Below are 16,486 nucleotides of genomic sequence, written 5' to 3' on the forward strand. Positions count from 1 at the left end.
ATGCAAGATATCATAGTCCTTATCCAAAACTTTTTTGACACTTTCGCCTTTTATGAAATCGCCATTATGAGTATGCTCTTTGTAGTGTTTATTTTATTTTTTATGCTCGGGCTGCTGCTGCGAGGGCGTAGGTTTTCTTCTAAATTTTTCTTTTTTCTTAGTATCGTGCTTTTTATTAGCGCGCCTTTTATCCTGCAGTTTTGTATGCAGCAGCTCCTCTATAAGAGCGATATTGAGGTATTGCAGAGCAAACGCCTCGAATACACCAACGCATTTTTTGTGCAAGCAAATGTAACAAACATAGGCTTTGCGCCATTTAGCCTGTGTGAGGTGAGTGTAGATATCCTGCACGATGGGTTTTTAAAGCCCCTTAGCGGTATTTATCCCAAACGCCATTACAAGCAGATTATCCCCCTAGCCCTTTCGCCCGGACAAAGTCAAGAGTTTCAGCTCATCTTTGACAACTTCACTCCCACGCTGCCCTTTGACTACACCCTCCACATCGACTGCCATAGTAGCAATGGGCTAAACAAGCTCCTCCAATCCTACCAACACACGCCCTCTCATCAAGCCACAGAATCTAGCGCGCCTCACGCAGACGCTCAAGCACTGCCATAACGCGCAAGGTGTGCGCCCGATACTCCGCCTCGCCCCATAGCAGAGACTGCACATCTTTGTGAATCTCTAAGCGGGATTGCGTGCCGTTGTGCGTATTTTGGTGTGCCGCCTCGCCCAAACCACCCAAGCCATCCGCATTGCCCGCCTTATCTGTCTTATCCACGCTACTATCGGCGTTTTGCACGCTCTGGGCATTTTTCACGCTCCTAGATTCTGTATTCTCACGCATTTTTGTGCGCACCAATCGCACAAAGGTTTTGATACTCCTATCAAGTGCAAGCTCTTTAGTGATCTCTGGCGTTTGCACCTCGCCTAGGCGGTATTTAATCATCATTTGGTGCAGGGTAGGGGTTTGGAGGTTTTGCTCTAGCACTACGCCGCTTGTGTAGATTCTGAGTTTATCAGAGCGCGTCTCATCATAGATGGCAGTCTGCCTACTCCCACCAATGGTAATCTCACGCACCTTAATAGGCGAGAGCCACGAGACATTAATCATCACGATAACATTATTTGTAAGCTCTAAGCTTAGCACGGCAAAGGCGTCGTTGGGGTAGTTGAGGTATTTTTGCCTAAAGACACTCACACGCCTCACATCAAGCCCTATGAGATAATCAATAATACTCAAATCATGGATCGCTAGATCCCACACCACATCAGTAGCACTCTGAAACAACCCTAGATTGATACGCCGCGCGGTAATGGAGACGATATTGCCAAAATCAGCGATATGGGCTTTGAGATACTCCACCGCAGGCGCGTGCAAAAAGATATGATCGCAATAGAGCACGACATTATGCCTATCCGCTAGCTCATAGAGTATTTGTGAATGCGCATAGCTCATACACAGGGGCTTTTCGACAAAGAGATGCTTTCTAGATTCTATAGCCTTTTTGGCGAGGGCAAAATGCGTGTGTGGCGGCGTGATGATACACACGCACTCGATATTCTCATCGCCCAAAAACTCTTCAAAATCCTCATAAATGCGCAAATGTGGGAATGCTCCCAAAGCCTCCTTAGCGCGCGTAGATTCTATCTCACACAGCGCATAGAGCTCCGCGCACTCAAGAGATTCTATCGTGCGCGCCACATTCACACCCCAATACCCATACCCCACGACTCCACATCGCAACATCGCTAGCCTTTGTCTTAAATTGTCGCGCTATTGTAGCCAAACCACCGAGATTCTGCCAAGAATCTCCACAAAACCCCCACGCAAGCCTGTATTTTTTGACATTTTAAGGAAGAGTTAAAAATCTTTTGGCTAAAAACACTACTTTATACTTTCAAGGAGGCATAATGGCGTTAATGATAAATGATGAGTGTATTGCTTGCGATGCGTGCAGGGAGGAATGCCCAAATGAAGCAATCGACGCAGATGATCCATTTTATATCATAGATCCCGATCGTTGCACCGAGTGCATAGGGTATTATGATGAGCCAAATTGTATCCCGGTATGCCCCGTAGATGCGATAATCCCAGATCCTGACAATATAGAAAACATCGAAGAACTCCGTTACAAATCCGAGCAGCTCAAAAGGTCGGAGTGATGGCAAAGGTTACCAGCGTCATTGACATTGGTTCTAACTCCGCGCGGATGGCGATATTCCGCAAAACAAGCCGTTTTGGCTTTTACCTAATCCACGAGATAAAATCCAAAGTGCGTATCTCTGAAGGCTGCTATGAAAATGGCGGTATGCTCCAAGAAGCCCCTATGCAGCGCGCATTAGGCGCAATCAAAGAATTTTTAGACATAGCCAAAAGCTACAAAACCACCAAGCTCTTTTGTGTGGCGACTTCTGCCATTAGAGACGCGCCAAATGCTAGAGACTTCCTTGCACGCGTAAAAAAAGAATGCAAGCTTAGTATCAAAGTCATAGACGGACAAAAAGAAGCCTTTTATGGTGGCGTGGCGTGCGCTAATCTCTTACACAAAAAAGATGGTATCACAATTGATATCGGCGGGGGTAGCACGGAATGCGCCTTTATCCAAGGGGGCAAAATCACCGATCTTATCTCGCTTAATGTCGGCACGATTCGCATAAAAGAATTGTTTTTTGACAAGCGCAACGATATTGAGGGTGCGAGAGCCTACATCAAGCAAGAGCTTGCCAAAATCCCCGCGCATTACCACCACGAAAGAGTATTTGGCATAGGCGGGACGATTAGGGCGGTGGCAAAAATGCTCATCAAACACACAGAGTATCCGCTCAATAGAATCCACGGCTATGAGTTTAACCCCAAAGAGCACAAAAAGCTTTTTGACAAAATCACCACTTCCCCCCTCCACAAGCTCCAAAACCTCCCTATCCCGCAAGATAGGCTCGATACCATCACAAGCGGCGTGCTGATTTTTGCGAGCTTCCTAGAGCATTTGGGTGCAAAGGAAGTCATCACAAGCGGTGTGGGCGTGCGCGAGGGCGTGTTTTTGGCAGATTTGTTGCGCAATCAGCACTACCAATTCCCCAGCGGATTTAATCCCTCTGTGGCAAGCCTCCAAGAGCGATTTTGCCTGCAAAAAAAATACGCAAATGCGCTCAAATCCCTAGCCCTAGAGCTTTTTGACACGCTTGCGCCCTGCCATAAATGCGATGAGAATCTGCGCTATGTGCTTGGCATTGCCGCCTACCTTAGCCCCATTGGCACGACTTTGAACTTCTATCAGAGCAATCTGCACGGCGCGTATATCCTGCTTAATGGGCTAGAGTATGGATTCTCACACGCGCACAGAGAGCTCATCGCCCTACTTATCGAGTATAGTGACAAAAAAATCCCAAAGCTCGCCCCAATTTTAGAATCCCATATGCCTCCGCTGCCACAGATTCAGTGGCTTAGCTTTATCCTAGGGCTAGCCCAATGCCTCCTAAAAGCCCGCGATTTGCGCCAAAAAATCACTCTAGAATGCGAGCGTATGGGCGAGGACATCTACCTGCACATCCACTCCACACACCCCCTCTACCTCGCTAGAGAATACCTCCCACGCCTCCAAAAGCCCACCCCTAGGCTCTTTGTTGAGATTCACTAAAGGGCGCGAAAATGGGAGCAACTCTGCGCGTGGGCATTATCCGCCTTTCAGCCTTGGGGGATTGTATCGTGAGCGCGGCGTTTTTGGCGGATTTTGTGCAAGAACTCAAGCGAGCTTATACAATCCACCTCACTTGGTTTGTGGATTCACGATTTAGCGATATTTTGGCGCACTCGCCCTGCATAGATTCTCTAGAAGTCATCACGCTCAAACGCCAATCCCTAGCCCAAAAATTCCAACTTGCAAAGAGGCTTGCCAAACTCCCTGCTTTTGACATACTCATCGATATGCAAGGACTTATCAAATCCGCACTTATTGGCGCATTTTTGCGCAAACGCCACTTTGTGGGCTTTGGTTTTAGTTCTGCCAAAGAACCTTTAAGCGCGCTTTTTTACACCCATCGCGTCCAAATCGCCTATGAAGAAAATATCCTAAAGCGCAACGCGCTCTTGCTCCACAAGGCAAAAGAAATTTTGCACATCGCTAAAGATTCACAGCCCTCACTCCCTGATATGCTCTCACACAAGGCTCTATCCTTTGCCCACACGCCACACGCCCTCGCCCCTATCGCCCCCAAACTCCAATCTCGCCCCTATATCCTGTGCGTTTTAGAATCTTCCCTGCCCTCTAAGACTTATAATCCCACGCTTTTTGCTAAAGCCCTCGCGCTAATCTGCGAGCATTTGCGCAGCGCACAGATTTTGCTCCTCACTCATACAGATACCCACAAAGCCACCCAAATCCTACAATCCCCCGCCCTCGCGCCCCTTAGAGATTCACACACCATCACGCCACTTAGCAACCTCAGCCTAGATAGCATAAAAGCCCTCATAGCGCAAATGGATCTCATCATCGGCGGGGATACGGGTATCACGCACCTAGCGTGGGCATTGGGGCGAGATTCACTCACGCTCTATGGCAACACCCCGGCACAGCGATTTAAACTCCTAGGAGAGTCCAACCTCACGCTAAGCGGTAGCGACAAGCCCACCTATGACAAAAATGACTTTTCGATAAACAACATCGCGCCTAGTGAGATTGCCAAATGCGCCCTCACATTGCTTAGCCAAAAACACAAGGAGATTGTATGCTAAAGCCCGCGATTTTGCTCCTAGAGATTGCTAGCGGAGTGCTTGGGCGGTATCTAGCCACAATCCCGCATAGATTCTTTGTGTGGCATATACGCGCGCTTGGTTGGCTTTTTCACACACTCGATAAACGCCGATACGCCGATGCGTATGCAAACCTTGAGTTTGTCTATGGGGAGAGCCTCACACACGCCCAAAGGCACGCCATTATCCGCCGCTGCTATGACAATTTTGCCTTTGTGCTGCTAGAGAGCATTCGCGTGGTGTATCTTAATCCCCACAAATACGCTGCGCGCTTTAGATTCACAAACGAGCATTTCATCACAGAATCTATCGCCAAAGACGGCGGGGCGGTGCTCATCTCCGCGCATTTTGGGTATTGGGAAGCGATGGCGACGATCCTCCCTCCGCGTTATCGTATGTGCCAAATGGCGTCTCTTGGGCGACTGACACAATTTGAATCTATCAATCATATGATTATCAAGCGGCGCGAGAGCAATGGCGTGCGTATGATAGACAAAAAGGGGGCGTTTAAGCACCTGCTCAAAATGTATGCCCAAAAAAACGCGCTTGTGGGGATTTTAGTCGATCAAAATATCGGGCTAAATGAGGGGGTGGAAGTGGAGTTTTTTGGCAAACGCGCCACGCATACCACCATCGCTTCTGTGCTCTCGCGCCGCTTTGGTGTGGCGATCGTGCCCGTGTTTATTGATTTTAACGACGATTATTCTCGCTATGAGGTGCGTTTTTTTGAACCAATCAGAGCGCAAAACACTGCCGATATGGCTAAAGACATCTTACAAGCCACGCAAGCCCAAGCGCGCATTACGCAAAAAGCGATAGAATCTAGCCCAAGTAGCTGGTTTTGGTTTCACAAACGCTTTAAGGTGTTTTATCCACAAATCTATCAAAAGAAAGACGATGGGCAGATTTAAGATTCTTAAATCCACGCCGACTTTGCGCCTAGTCCTTAGCGGAGAGTGGCTCTATAGTGCGCCAAAGAGGGATTTGCGTGCTTTGCGCGCGGCTTTGCGCAATGCTAGAGAGGTAGAGATCGATTTTAGCGCGCAGCCTGTTGTGGATTTTGCCTTTTGCGCGTTTTTACTCTCACTCCTTGAGGGCAAATCCTACACTTTTCTCAATCCCAATTCCCACATACAAGAGATTTTTGCCACTCTAGAGCGATATCCGCCAAACCTCCCTGCACAATCCCACAAGCCCTCGGCTCTCTTTACATTTTTTAGCAATATCGGGCTATGGGTGGCAGATTTTTTCCAAAATATGCTAGATTTTTTGCATTTTTTTGGTATGAGCTTGTATTACCTCGGGCTTAGCGTGCTCCACCCACGGCGCTTTAAAATCGCCTCGATTTTTTATCACATCTCAGAATCTGGGCTAAAATCCCTGCCTGTGGTGCTCACCACAAGCTTTATCGTAAGCTATGCCATAGCCCTGCAGGGCGTGATACAACTAGACAAAATGGGCGTGCCCATTATGAGTGTGGAGATCGTAGCAAAGCTCTGCCTGCGCGAGCTGGGACCCTTTGTGCTAGCACTTGTTATCGCGGGGCGTTCAGCATCTAGCTTCAGCGCGCAAATTGGCGTGATGAATCTCAATGAAGAAAATGACGCGCTAAAAACAATGGGCTTTAGCGTGATAGATTTTCTCGTTACCCCTAGGATCTTAGCCCTCATCATCACGATGCCCCTGCTTGTGTTTCTCTCAGATGTGGTGAGCCTGCTTGCAGGAATGCTCGCTACTAATGTGCAAGCAGGGATAAGCTTCACGCAGTATTGGGAGAGATTCTATGAATATGTCGCCATCACGCATTTTTGGGTGGGCATAGTCAAGGCACCGTTTTTTGGACTAGCTATCGGGCTTGTGGGGTGCTTTAGAGGGCTAAAGGTGCAGGGCGATACAGAATCTCTAGGCAGGCAAACCACGCTAAGTGTCGTCAATGCCATTTTTTGGATTATCGTCATCAATGCGATATTTTCATTTTTTACCACGACTTTGGGGATTTAAATGGCAGAGATTATCAAAGTCAGCCATCTCACTACCCAATACACGCAGGGCGTAATAATCCACGATGATATTAGCTTTAGTATCCAAAAGCGCGAGATTTTTGGGATATTAGGCGGAAGCGGGAGTGGCAAATCCACGCTTTTGCGCAATATGATCTACCTCCAAAAGCCCGTGAGCGGAGAGATACACATATTTGGGCGCAATATCTGGGAGCTAGAAGATTCTAAGCGGCATTTGGTGCTAGATAAATGCAGCGTGATGTTTCAATTTGGCGCGCTTTTTAGCTCTATGAGCGTGCTTGATAATGTCGGTATGCCGCTTGTGCAGCGCGGGAGCCTGCCCCAAAAATGTATCGATGAGCTCGCCGCATTTTGGTGTGAGCGCGTGGGGCTGCCCGCACAAAGCGTGTATAAATACCCATACGCCCTAAGTGGCGGTATGAAAAAGCGCGTAGCCCTAGCGCGCGCACTCATCACAAGTCCAGATATTTTGTTCCTCGATGAGCCCACAAGCGGGCTTGATCCCAAAAGCGCGCAAAACTTCGATACGCTTATCTTAGAACTCAAAGAAATGCTAAATATCACTATTGTGATGGTAACCCACGATTTGGATTCTATAAAAGATAGCGTGGATAGGTTTATCCTGCTAGAGAATAAACAAATCGCCTTTTGCGGGAGTTTAGAGGAGCTAAGAGCTCGTGGTGTGCGCACGGAGATTTTTTCGGGCAATCGCGGGGAGAGGATACTAGGGTAGATTCTATAAATGCTTAGAATCTAAATCTATGGAGCTAGATTCTCTCTTTGCTCCATTATGAGCCTAGTATGCCCCACAAAGTCGCCGCTAGATTATTGCTTGATACCAAGGAGCGTTTCTATCATTCTATCAATAGTCGTGATGACTTTGGCATTTGCCGCGTAGCCTCCTTGGAATTTTATGAGATTCACCATCTCTTCATCCACACTTACTTGTGAGATGGACAAATGCTCCTTTTTCACAGCTGAAAGCACAGAATCTTTAGTCTCTTTGGTGCGCTGGGTTTGCTCTGTTTGCGTCGCCACGCGCCCGGTTAGGAATTGAAAAAACTCCGGAATGCGCATTTTTTTGCTATCAAATTTACTTGTATAAAAATCCACCTCATCGTATTGGAGCTGCTGCATCATATTTGCCACATCAAAGTTTCCATTTATGGGCGCAAGCCACGGGCGTATCAGCGTAGAATCCCGCACATACTCGCGGTTTAGCTCGATATCTTTGGCACTATTGCCATCAAAAAACCGATTGAGCCCAAGCGCCCCGGTGAAATTCGTGCCATTGTCTTTAATCGAGACATACAAGCCCTTTGCGGGATCTCTAGCCTGTATCACAAATTCTCTAGCCACATCGTCATAATACGCGCGAAAATAATCATCGACATCATTAAGTGAGTTGTTGTCTTTGTTGTCATCGGTGTTGGCATTAATGGCATTAACAACATCATAGATGGTGGTGATTCTATCGATATGGATAGTTTTGCGCACCATCTCATCGCCCGTGGTGTTATACACGATGATATCAAAGCTCCCTTCTTTGAGATTGTAGTTAGAATCTAGCAGCGCGTATTTGCCCCAAATATCAAGCTTATCGCTTTTTATCACATTTGTCGCACTCTGGGCGTATATCGCGTTTGTCGCCTCGATAAAGCCCTTAGCAAAAATATCAAGCTGATTGATATAATCCTGAATCTTGCCCACCGGCGTGCCATCTATACCGCTACTATAAAGCCCAATAAGCGATCCCGCCTTGCCCTGTGTGATTTTCTCAGTGATCTCTATGCGCTTGAAGTCATCGCCCTGAAAATACACGCGCGAGAGGTTGTTGGCGTTATTGTCCTTTTCTAAGATGATGGGGTGATACATCGAGCCATCAACGATATTAAAGCCCCTGCCGATATTGAGCACATACTCATCGTCAAAATCCGCGCGCTGAGGGTAGGTAGAATAATCGCTCTTTAGGTGGTTTTTGAACACATTTGCACCGATGAGCGATTGGAGGTTAAACTCCAGCTCATCGCGCCTATCGCGCAACTCATTAGCCTGCTTGAGCTCTAAGCCATCTTCCATTTCTTTGAGCTTTTTGTTTATCTCGGCGATTTCTTTGGCGGCGAGATTGACTTCTTTTACCACCACTTCTAGCTCATCGCTCGCCTTGCGCTGCAGGATTTCAAGCCGCCTGCGCGTCTCTTGGATATTGTTAGTTAGCGTCTTGGTATCTTTGGCGAGGTTTTGTTTTTGAGCAGGATCGCTAGAGTTTTTAGCGAGATCCTTCCACGCGTCAAAATACCGCTCTAAGTCGTTATAAATCCCCACGCCATCAACCTCTGGGAAAAACGCACTCGCCTCACGCAAATAAGTAAAATGCGTATCATAAAACTGCGATTCTTCATTGGCACGCCTGTATCGTGAGAACACAAACTCATCGTGTGCGCGGGCAATCGTCTCGACACTCACGCCTCGCCCTAGGTTGTAGTCTTGGAAATAAATGGGCTTTTCTGGGCGCACGACGACTTTTTGGCGACTATAAAACTCATCGCTTGCGTTTGAGATATTATTGCCCGTCACATCTACCATTACCTGATGGGCTTGCAAACCGCTATATGAGGTGCTAAGAGAGGAGAGAATACCGCCCATTATGCCCCCTAGACTTGAATCTGCACGAGGTGGCTTTTTGCCCTGCTGGTGTTGGTGTATCCGCTATCCTCACAAGGGATAAGCCTGCGCAAAAGCGAGTCGTAAAACTCGCTCACAGCAAACACGCTCTTTGCATACGCGCTATTGAGAGTTTTTAGCTCCTGAAGTGCTTGGCGCAAATCCCCTAGCCCCTTGTCAATCGCTGGTTCAAGCTGCAGAATCTCGGCAAGGGGTTTGTTGTCATAGGATTGGATAAGCTTTTGCATCTCTTGTTCCATAAGAGATTTTTTTTGTTCAAAAGATTTGATGAGAGAGTTTTTTTGTGGATTGCGAGCAAATATCGCTTCGTTGTTGGCGACTTGGATATCTGCTATGTCTTGGTTGGTAAGATCTATGAGGCTACGCACATCAGCGATAGCACCATCTAAATACTGCTGCAACATCTGCACTCCCTAATCCCCGCCCATTGGGTTTAGGGCGAGTGTTTTTAGAGATTAAGCAAATCTGATGCCATTTTCCTAGAAGTTTTGTCCATATCGAGAGCATAAGTGCCTTTGGCGATTCTTTCTTTGATATCACTCACTTTATCAAACGCCACTTCTTTGCTCTCCTCGCTACCCTGTGCGCGCACATCGCTCGCGCCTTTTAGGTTGCGATTACTCCCTAGAGAGTTGGTGGCTGCGATAGAAGAATTCACACCTGTAATCATATGTTCCTATCCTTGTTTTCTTTTTATTGTAACACAAAATCGACGAAAGCCCAATGCTTTTTAAGCCTCAATTTGTGTAGCGATTGAGCTCCTTTTTGAAATCCTCAATGGTGGTTGTGCTGCCCTGTGCGCCCTCAAAAAGCGGCGTTTTAGAATCTTTATAAGCAAAAATCGCCAAAAGCACCATCACATACAAAAATAAGAAAAAAGCAATGCTAGGAATAAGCCAATTTTTTGTCGTGATATCCATTGAAATCCTTTAGATTCTATACATCTAGCCACTGCATAATAGCGTGCTTTAGTCCCTCAATCTCCACCACCTCACTATGCACCACGGGCTTTTTGAAAACCTCGGCGATATGCGGGCTAAGCCTCCGCGCAGAATCCAAAGACAAAACAAACCTAATCGCCTCTTCATCTCCAAGCCCAGCCCTAGCACCTAGCGCCTCTGCCGTGGTGGGTGCGAATTTACTCCACTCCGCGGTGGAGCAGAGCACAAACTGCTCGCCCTTGTGGGATTGCGCAAACTCCTCGTATGCCTTTATCCCGCACGCTGTGTGAGGATCTAGCAAGTAGCCCTTAGCAAAGGATTTGGCGATGAGCTCCTTGCACTCTCTATCCTCACAAAAGCTCGCCGCAAAATACCCCTGCAACGCCTCCAACTCCACAGAATCTAGCGCATACACTCCCTCATCTTGGAGTGAGCGCATACATTCTCTCGTGCGCTGCGCACCAAAAAGCTCAAACAATACCCGTTCCACATTAGAGCTTTTAATAATATCCATCGCGGGCGAGGAAGTTTTACGCAGCTGTCTGTGGCGTATATCATACACGCCGGTGGTGATAAAGTCATAGAGGATATTATTGGCATTTGAAGCACTGATGAGCTTACCTAGTGGCACGCCCATCTTTTTGGCATAAAACCCGCCTAAGATATTGCCAAAATTCCCGCTAGGCACGATGAGGTGAAGAGGCTGCATACGCGTGAGTGCGCCCTCTTTGCACAGCTTGCAATACGCCCAAATGTGATAGATTATCTGAAACGCCACGCGTCCGATATTGACAGAATTTGCCACTGAGAGCGCGACGCCTTTGACTTGCAAAAATCCCAAAAACTCTGAATCTCGTAGCAAGGATTTGAGCATTTGCTGCGCGTCATCGAAATTCCCCTTAATCCCAAGCACCTTGAGATTTGGAGAATCTTGCGTCACCATCTGCAATCTTTGGACATCCGAAGTGCCATCTTTTGGGTAAATGCACACGACTTTGATACTACAATCCTGCCCCAAGTTCTCCCTAGCAAAGCTCTCCAAAGTCGCTGGTCCCGTATCGCCGCTAGTGGCTACAAGTATGAGATACTCCCTGCCCTGTGCTAAGCCCTGCACGATACGCCCAAAGGGCTGCAGTGCCATATCTTTAAACGCGCGCGTGGGTCCGTGATAGAGCTCTAGGATAGAGAGATTCTCATCATAGCGCGCTAGTTGAGCAGGTGCGCTAGATTCATCAAAGCCCTCATAAGTCTGCAGCGCAAAGTCCAAAAGCCCCTCATCAAGCCCCAATCCCAAAAGCCCAAACACGCGTTTGCAAAGCTCTGTGTAGCTTAGATTCTCAAACTCTTCTAGCATTTGCGGTGTGAAGCGCGGCAGGGTAGGAAATGTATAAAGTCCCCCAAAACTCGCGCTTGGGTGCAATACCGCATCAGCAAAGCACACATCCTCTCTCTCGCCCTTGCCCCGCGTCTGTATCATCTCTATCATAGTGTTCCTTTGTTTGATAGCTTGTGGTTAATCTAAATGTATTACCTTTTTGCCTCACAATTTTAACACAAAGGATTTGAAAATGAAGGCGAAAATATGGCGTTCTTTTGTCGTGGGGTTGGTAGCGGTGGCGATGCTCACACTTAGTGCGTGCAGCGAGGCTAAAAAAGAGCAGGGCACACAGAGCGGTGCGCTAGATTCTATCAAGCAGCGCGGTGAGCTCATCGTGGGCGTGTTTGGCGATAAGCCGCCCTTTGGCTATGTCGATGCTAATGGTGCAAATATGGGCTTTGATATCGTGATAGCTAAACAAATCGCCAAAGACTTGCTAGGCGATGAAAACAAGATAAAATTTGTGCTCGTGGAGGCGGCTAATCGCGTGGAGTTTTTGCGCGCAAACAAAGTCGATATCATTATGGCAAACTTCACCAAAACGCCGCAGCGAGAGGAAGTCGTGGATTTTGCCAAGCCTTATATGAAAGTCTCGCTAGGCGTGGCGAGCAAAGATGGCACGATAAGCGATGTCGCGCAGCTTGAGGGCAAGACACTCATCGTCAATAAAGGCACGACTGCGGATTTTTACTTCACCCAAAACCACCCAAATATCAAGCTGCTTAAATTCGAGCAAAACACCGAGACTTTTGCTGCGCTCAAAGACGGCAGGGGGGACGCGCTCGCACACGATAATACCTTGCTCTTTGCGTGGGTAAAGGACAATCCCGAGTTTGGCGTGGGGATTAAGGAGCTGGGCGAGCGAGATGTCATCGCACCGGCGGTAAAAAAGGGCAATGCCGAGCTTTTGGAGTGGCTAAATAGCGAGATTGATACGCTTGTGCAGCAGAAGTTTCTCACACAAGCCTATGAGCAGACGCTTGCGCCTGTGTATGGGGAGGATGTGAGGGCAGTGGATGTAGTGTTTGAGTGATTCAAAGAAATTCGGCTTGCACGCAATCTTTAAATGAGTGCAGCGGCTCGGCTTAGTCACTACCGCTTAGGTAGCTCCTTGCGCCTCGCCTTGCACAACATTTAAATCTTACGCGCAATCCTAGAATTTCTAGCAAGCCGAGCAACGCAAATTTAGAATCTAAACAAAACTTAGATTCTAAATTTAAGACTTCAGATTCACAATCTAACCTCGTAGAATCTACTCGCACAGAATCCACACAAGATTCACAAAAGCAAAATACAAAATCTCAAACTTTTACAGAATCCAACTCCACAGATTCTAAGACATTTACAGAATCCACAATGTCAAAAACCTCGTGCGTGGCAAGCGTTGGGGAAAAGGGAAGTTGCTCTCTCCTAGCACCAAAATAATGCTAAAATCCCGCTATGAAAAAGATGTTTTTTGCAGCCCTAGAGGACATACTCCAAAGCACGAGTTTTACGCAGATAAGTGAGAAGTTCTCGCATTTGTATGAGGATTTTCAATGCGCTTATCTAGACTTCGCTCCGCACACCCCTGCGCGCCCCACACACGAGCTCCAAAGTCTCTCTATAATGCGCGACAACCTCGCCCCCGCACTCAAAATCCGCCGCCCAAATCACGCCAAATCCAAAACTGCCATAGCAAAGATCCTGCACTCAGTAGCGCATATAGAATCTAGCGCGATTGTGCTAGCCCTCGATGCGTGCTATCGCTTTAGGGATATGCCTAGGGAGTTTTATGCGGATTGGCTCAGCGTGGCGGATGAGGAGATAAGGCATTTTGGGCTACTAGAGGGGCTTTTGGCGGAGCTAGATTCTGCGTATGGGGCATTCCCCGTGCATAACACGCTCTTTGCGGCGATGGAGGCGACGCAAAATAGCCTAGAGTGGCGTATGGGTGTGGTGCATAGGGGGCTAGAGGCAAAGGGACTAGATGCCAACCCTTTCGTGCTAGAAAAGCTCCTGCAAACCCCGCTTGCGCTAAAGCCAAAGATCAAAGAGGTGTTTGGGATAATCCTGCGCGATGAGGTGGGGCACGTGCAAAAGGGCGATAAATGGTGGCGCTATGCCCGCAAGGATTTGTCTAGCCCCAAGCCCTTTGTCGCGCTGTGTGAGCAGTTTGGGGAGTTTAGCCTCGCGGGGAGGGTTTTGAACACTAGGGCGAGGCTGGAGGCGGGGTTTAGTGAGGGGGAGATGGGGGAGTTGGAGGCGTTTTATAGCCGTCGTGGATTATAAAAATTTAGCTTGCACCCGACAAAAACTCCACAAGCACCACCGCTAATGACTAATTTTATTATTTGCAGTGGCAAGCTTATAGAATCCACACCAAGCTAAGAGGCAAAGCCTTGATGAGATTCTCTAAAGTGGTAGATTCTCAAATCTATTGTTTTAGAATCTATAAATGTGAGGGTTTGTGAATCTATAGAATCTAAGTCTTTCTTAGATTCTAAACTTCTGAATCTAGAAGTGAATCTTTTAGTAGATTTTAAATTTGTCTTAGATTCTGTGTGTGGCTTGCTTGAGCATTTTAGAATTTACTAAAGAACCTATGGCTTTGCGTGCAAGCCAAATTTCCTTTGTCACGGAAAGCTAAATGCCACTAATACAGAATCTAAAACCCAAAAAGGAGGCAGTAATGGAACTACTTAGCGTATTTGCCATAGGCTTTATAGGAGCACTCACCCCCGGTCCTGATATTTTGTTTGTCCTGCGCACGAGTTTGTGCAATGGTGCTAGAGCGGCTTTTAGCGCGTTTTTGGGGATTGCGAGCGGGTGGGCGATATTCCTTGGCGCGCTGTATCTCGGGCTAGGGCTCGTGCTGGGCAGTGCGGAGGTGCAGAGTGCGCTAATGCTATGCGGGGGCGTGTATCTCGCCTATCTCGCCTATGCGCTCCTCACTAGCCAAGCACCCGTGCTCCCACAGACTTCCTCCCACACACGCGCCCTAGATGCTTCTCGCCCCCGCGCTCTGCTAGGGTTCTATCTCAAGGCACTAGGGATCAACCTCTCTAATCCCAAGGCGATTTTGTTCTTTGGCACGATCATCGTGCCCTTTATGGAGGTGGATTTGGGTGCGCGGATTGGCGTGCTTTTTTGCGCGCTTAGCCTGCCGTTTTTGGGCGTGATCGCGCTTGGCGGTGCGATTGGTGGCTACCTCACGCCCAAAGTCTTTGTATGGATTGATAGAATCTGTGGCGTGGTGTTTGCGGGCTTTAGCGCGTATCTGCTCTATACGAGTTTGGGGGCGTGGTGGGCGGTATTTGGGGGTTAGATTCTCTTTTGTTTTGGCTTTTAAACTTCCTATAAAGGGGGGCTATAATGGAGCGGTTTTTTGTCCTAGCAAGACATAATTTTTCACAAGGAGCAAAGATGAAAATATCGCTTATCGCTAGTCACCTACTTTTGGGCGCGAGCTTGGGAGCAGCAGCCCTGCACGCCGCAGATTCTCAAACCCCGCCACAAACCACCCAGCCACCCTCACCGCTAATTATCAATCATTATGACATATCGCTTCGCACGGAAGCTCGCATTGATGAGAATAATTACTTTTCGTATGTAGTAGATGAGGCTAAAAAGCCCACAGGCGAGTGGGTACTAGAAGCCAATGGGGAGACATATGTGGAATTCAAAGTCGATCCCTCAAATATCTTTGATATCGGCAATGGGCATCATATCAAACATTTGTATGCCAATGTGCAGGATTATATCTCCATTAAAGATTTCTTTGGACCCACACCAAACCCTTTGCGCTACAACACTTGGGGCTTTGATATCACTGGAGATGTATCTGTGGGCAGTGGATTAAGAGAAATCCCAAACCAAGGCGGAAGTGGAACCACCACAGAGCAGACTATGGGCGCACTCTCTGTCTCTCAAGCCTCAAGCATCACTGGCAATCTCGCAATCCATGGAGAAACTCCTATCGCTAGTGCTCAAGACTTTCCACTCTTAACAATCCAAAATGCTGGTGTAAATAACTACTACAATGGCTATCTCAAGGTAAATGGGCATTTCCAGCTAGAAAATGCCGGATTAGCATTGATAAACTCGGGCAGTCGCGACTCGCTCCTAGATATCAGCGGTAGAGCACTCATTACAGATTCACTCATCGGCGTGGGCGTGAATGATCTCAGTAAGGCAAATCTCACAAACCACACGATCCTCACAGCCAATCAGGGCGTGTATGTGGGCAGATGGGAGGATACCAATGGCAATAAACTCGTAGATGCCAATGAAGTCGTTAGTACAAATGATAGGACAGAAATCAGAGGCGCGCTCAATGTCGATCTCATCGACTTGCTCCAAGAGAGCCAAGTATTTAAAGATAAAAATCTCGATCTCTATCGCGGGGCGTTTTTTGGCTCTGCGGATTTGGAGAATCTCACGAGCTATGAGTATGAGATCGTGGGCAATGAGCTGCTTATAAGCGGCGGGCTAGATGCCTCTAAGCTCACAGCGAGCAGTATGCTAGATCTCGAGATCGCCATACGCGAGAGTCTCGTGAGTGGCGCAGATTCTAATGACTACACGGGCTTGCTAGGATACCTACAAACAGACTTGAAAAACGACACAACCTCCTATCTAGGAATCTTCACCGATGAGGCTAAAAAGCAGGAATTTGAGAGTTTCCTTGCCAATGCGATTGCTGGATTAAGACACAAATAAAAGAGTT

General features: G+C 47.7%; 18 protein-coding genes. 12 read left to right on the forward strand and 6 right to left on the reverse strand.

Annotated features, from left to right (window positions below; genetic code table 11):
- Positions 1–618, forward strand: coding sequence for a DUF2393 family protein (locus ACH2BK_RS02015; protein ID WP_395001889.1), 618 nt, complete (start codon positions 1–3; stop codon positions 616–618).
- On the opposite strand, the gene ACH2BK_RS02020 is transcribed toward ACH2BK_RS02015, so the two are convergent.
- Positions 581–1,750: a Gfo/Idh/MocA family protein gene (locus tag ACH2BK_RS02020; RefSeq protein WP_395001890.1), complete on the reverse strand. Its 1,170-nt coding sequence runs from the start codon at positions 1,748–1,750 to the stop codon at positions 581–583. The genes ACH2BK_RS02015 and ACH2BK_RS02020 overlap by 38 nt on opposite strands.
- Positions 1,751–1,914: 164 nt before the next feature.
- On the opposite strand from ACH2BK_RS02020, the gene ACH2BK_RS02025 reads away from it, so the two are divergent.
- The 6 genes from ACH2BK_RS02025 to ACH2BK_RS02050 are packed head-to-tail and all read left to right on the forward strand — an operon-like array spanning position 1,915 to position 7,507.
- Entirely contained in the window at positions 1,915–2,166 is a 252-nt protein-coding gene (locus tag ACH2BK_RS02025; protein WP_394909651.1) for a YfhL family 4Fe-4S dicluster ferredoxin, read from the forward strand.
- Complete coding sequence (locus ACH2BK_RS02030) at positions 2,166–3,641, forward strand: Ppx/GppA phosphatase family protein (RefSeq protein WP_395001891.1); 1,476 nt, start codon at positions 2,166–2,168, stop codon at positions 3,639–3,641. Before ACH2BK_RS02025 ends, ACH2BK_RS02030 begins: the two co-directional genes overlap by 1 nt.
- 11 nt (positions 3,642–3,652) lie before the next feature.
- Entirely contained in the window at positions 3,653–4,735 is a 1,083-nt protein-coding gene (gene waaC, locus ACH2BK_RS02035; protein WP_395001892.1) for a lipopolysaccharide heptosyltransferase I, read from the forward strand.
- Positions 4,729–5,664 (forward strand): lipid A biosynthesis lauroyl acyltransferase, encoded by a 936-nt coding sequence (locus tag ACH2BK_RS02040; RefSeq protein ID WP_395001893.1) that lies wholly within the window; start codon positions 4,729–4,731, stop codon positions 5,662–5,664. The genes waaC and ACH2BK_RS02040 overlap by 7 nt, the downstream gene beginning before the upstream one ends.
- Positions 5,651–6,754: an ABC transporter permease gene (locus tag ACH2BK_RS02045; RefSeq protein WP_395001894.1), complete on the forward strand. Its 1,104-nt coding sequence runs from the start codon at positions 5,651–5,653 to the stop codon at positions 6,752–6,754. Before ACH2BK_RS02040 ends, ACH2BK_RS02045 begins: the two co-directional genes overlap by 14 nt.
- Positions 6,755–7,507: an ABC transporter ATP-binding protein gene (locus ACH2BK_RS02050; RefSeq protein ID WP_395001895.1), complete on the forward strand. Its 753-nt coding sequence runs from the start codon at positions 6,755–6,757 to the stop codon at positions 7,505–7,507.
- Between the two features lie 92 nt (positions 7,508–7,599).
- Here ACH2BK_RS02050 and flgK read toward each other — a convergent pair whose 3' ends face one another.
- From flgK to thrC, 5 genes are all read right to left on the reverse strand, one after another.
- Positions 7,600–9,420, reverse strand: a complete 1,821-nt coding sequence (gene flgK, locus ACH2BK_RS02055) for a flagellar hook-associated protein FlgK (protein ID WP_395001896.1) — start codon at positions 9,418–9,420, stop codon at positions 7,600–7,602.
- 8 nt (positions 9,421–9,428) lie between these two features.
- Entirely contained in the window at positions 9,429–9,863 is a 435-nt protein-coding gene (locus ACH2BK_RS02060) for a hypothetical protein (protein ID WP_394995678.1), read from the reverse strand.
- Between the two features lie 44 nt (positions 9,864–9,907).
- Positions 9,908–10,129, reverse strand: a complete 222-nt coding sequence (locus ACH2BK_RS02065) for a flagellar biosynthesis anti-sigma factor FlgM (protein WP_394995675.1) — start codon at positions 10,127–10,129, stop codon at positions 9,908–9,910.
- A 67-nt stretch (positions 10,130–10,196) separates the two neighbouring features.
- A complete protein-coding gene (locus ACH2BK_RS02070; RefSeq protein ID WP_395001897.1) occupies positions 10,197–10,379 on the reverse strand; it encodes a hypothetical protein in 183 nt (60 codons plus the stop codon).
- A 16-nt stretch (positions 10,380–10,395) separates the two neighbouring features.
- Complete coding sequence (thrC, locus tag ACH2BK_RS02075) at positions 10,396–11,886, reverse strand: threonine synthase (protein WP_395001898.1); 1,491 nt, start codon at positions 11,884–11,886, stop codon at positions 10,396–10,398.
- An 82-nt stretch (positions 11,887–11,968) separates the two neighbouring features.
- On the opposite strand from thrC, the gene ACH2BK_RS02080 reads away from it, so the two are divergent.
- The 5 genes from ACH2BK_RS02080 to ACH2BK_RS02100 all read left to right on the forward strand — a co-directional run bounded on the left by ACH2BK_RS02080 (position 11,969) and on the right by ACH2BK_RS02100 (position 16,479).
- On the forward strand, positions 11,969–12,811 hold the full coding sequence (locus ACH2BK_RS02080) for a cysteine ABC transporter substrate-binding protein (RefSeq protein WP_395001899.1): 843 nt from the start codon (positions 11,969–11,971) through the stop codon (positions 12,809–12,811).
- Between the two features lie 407 nt (positions 12,812–13,218).
- Positions 13,219–14,049, forward strand: coding sequence for a ferritin-like domain-containing protein (locus ACH2BK_RS02085; protein ID WP_394995661.1), 831 nt, complete (start codon positions 13,219–13,221; stop codon positions 14,047–14,049).
- A gap of 168 nt (positions 14,050–14,217) precedes the next feature.
- Positions 14,218–14,355 (forward strand): hypothetical protein, encoded by a 138-nt coding sequence (locus tag ACH2BK_RS02090; RefSeq protein ID WP_394995659.1) that lies wholly within the window; start codon positions 14,218–14,220, stop codon positions 14,353–14,355.
- A 94-nt stretch (positions 14,356–14,449) separates the two neighbouring features.
- A complete protein-coding gene (locus ACH2BK_RS02095; protein WP_394995656.1) occupies positions 14,450–15,085 on the forward strand; it encodes a LysE family translocator in 636 nt (211 codons plus the stop codon).
- Between the two features lie 98 nt (positions 15,086–15,183).
- Complete coding sequence (locus tag ACH2BK_RS02100; RefSeq protein WP_395001900.1) at positions 15,184–16,479, forward strand: hypothetical protein; 1,296 nt, start codon at positions 15,184–15,186, stop codon at positions 16,477–16,479.
- Positions 16,480–16,486: the final 7 nt, after the last annotated feature.

It is taken from the genome of uncultured Helicobacter sp. (assembly GCF_949282165.1).
GTDB lineage: Bacteria > Campylobacterota > Campylobacteria > Campylobacterales > Helicobacteraceae > Helicobacter_F.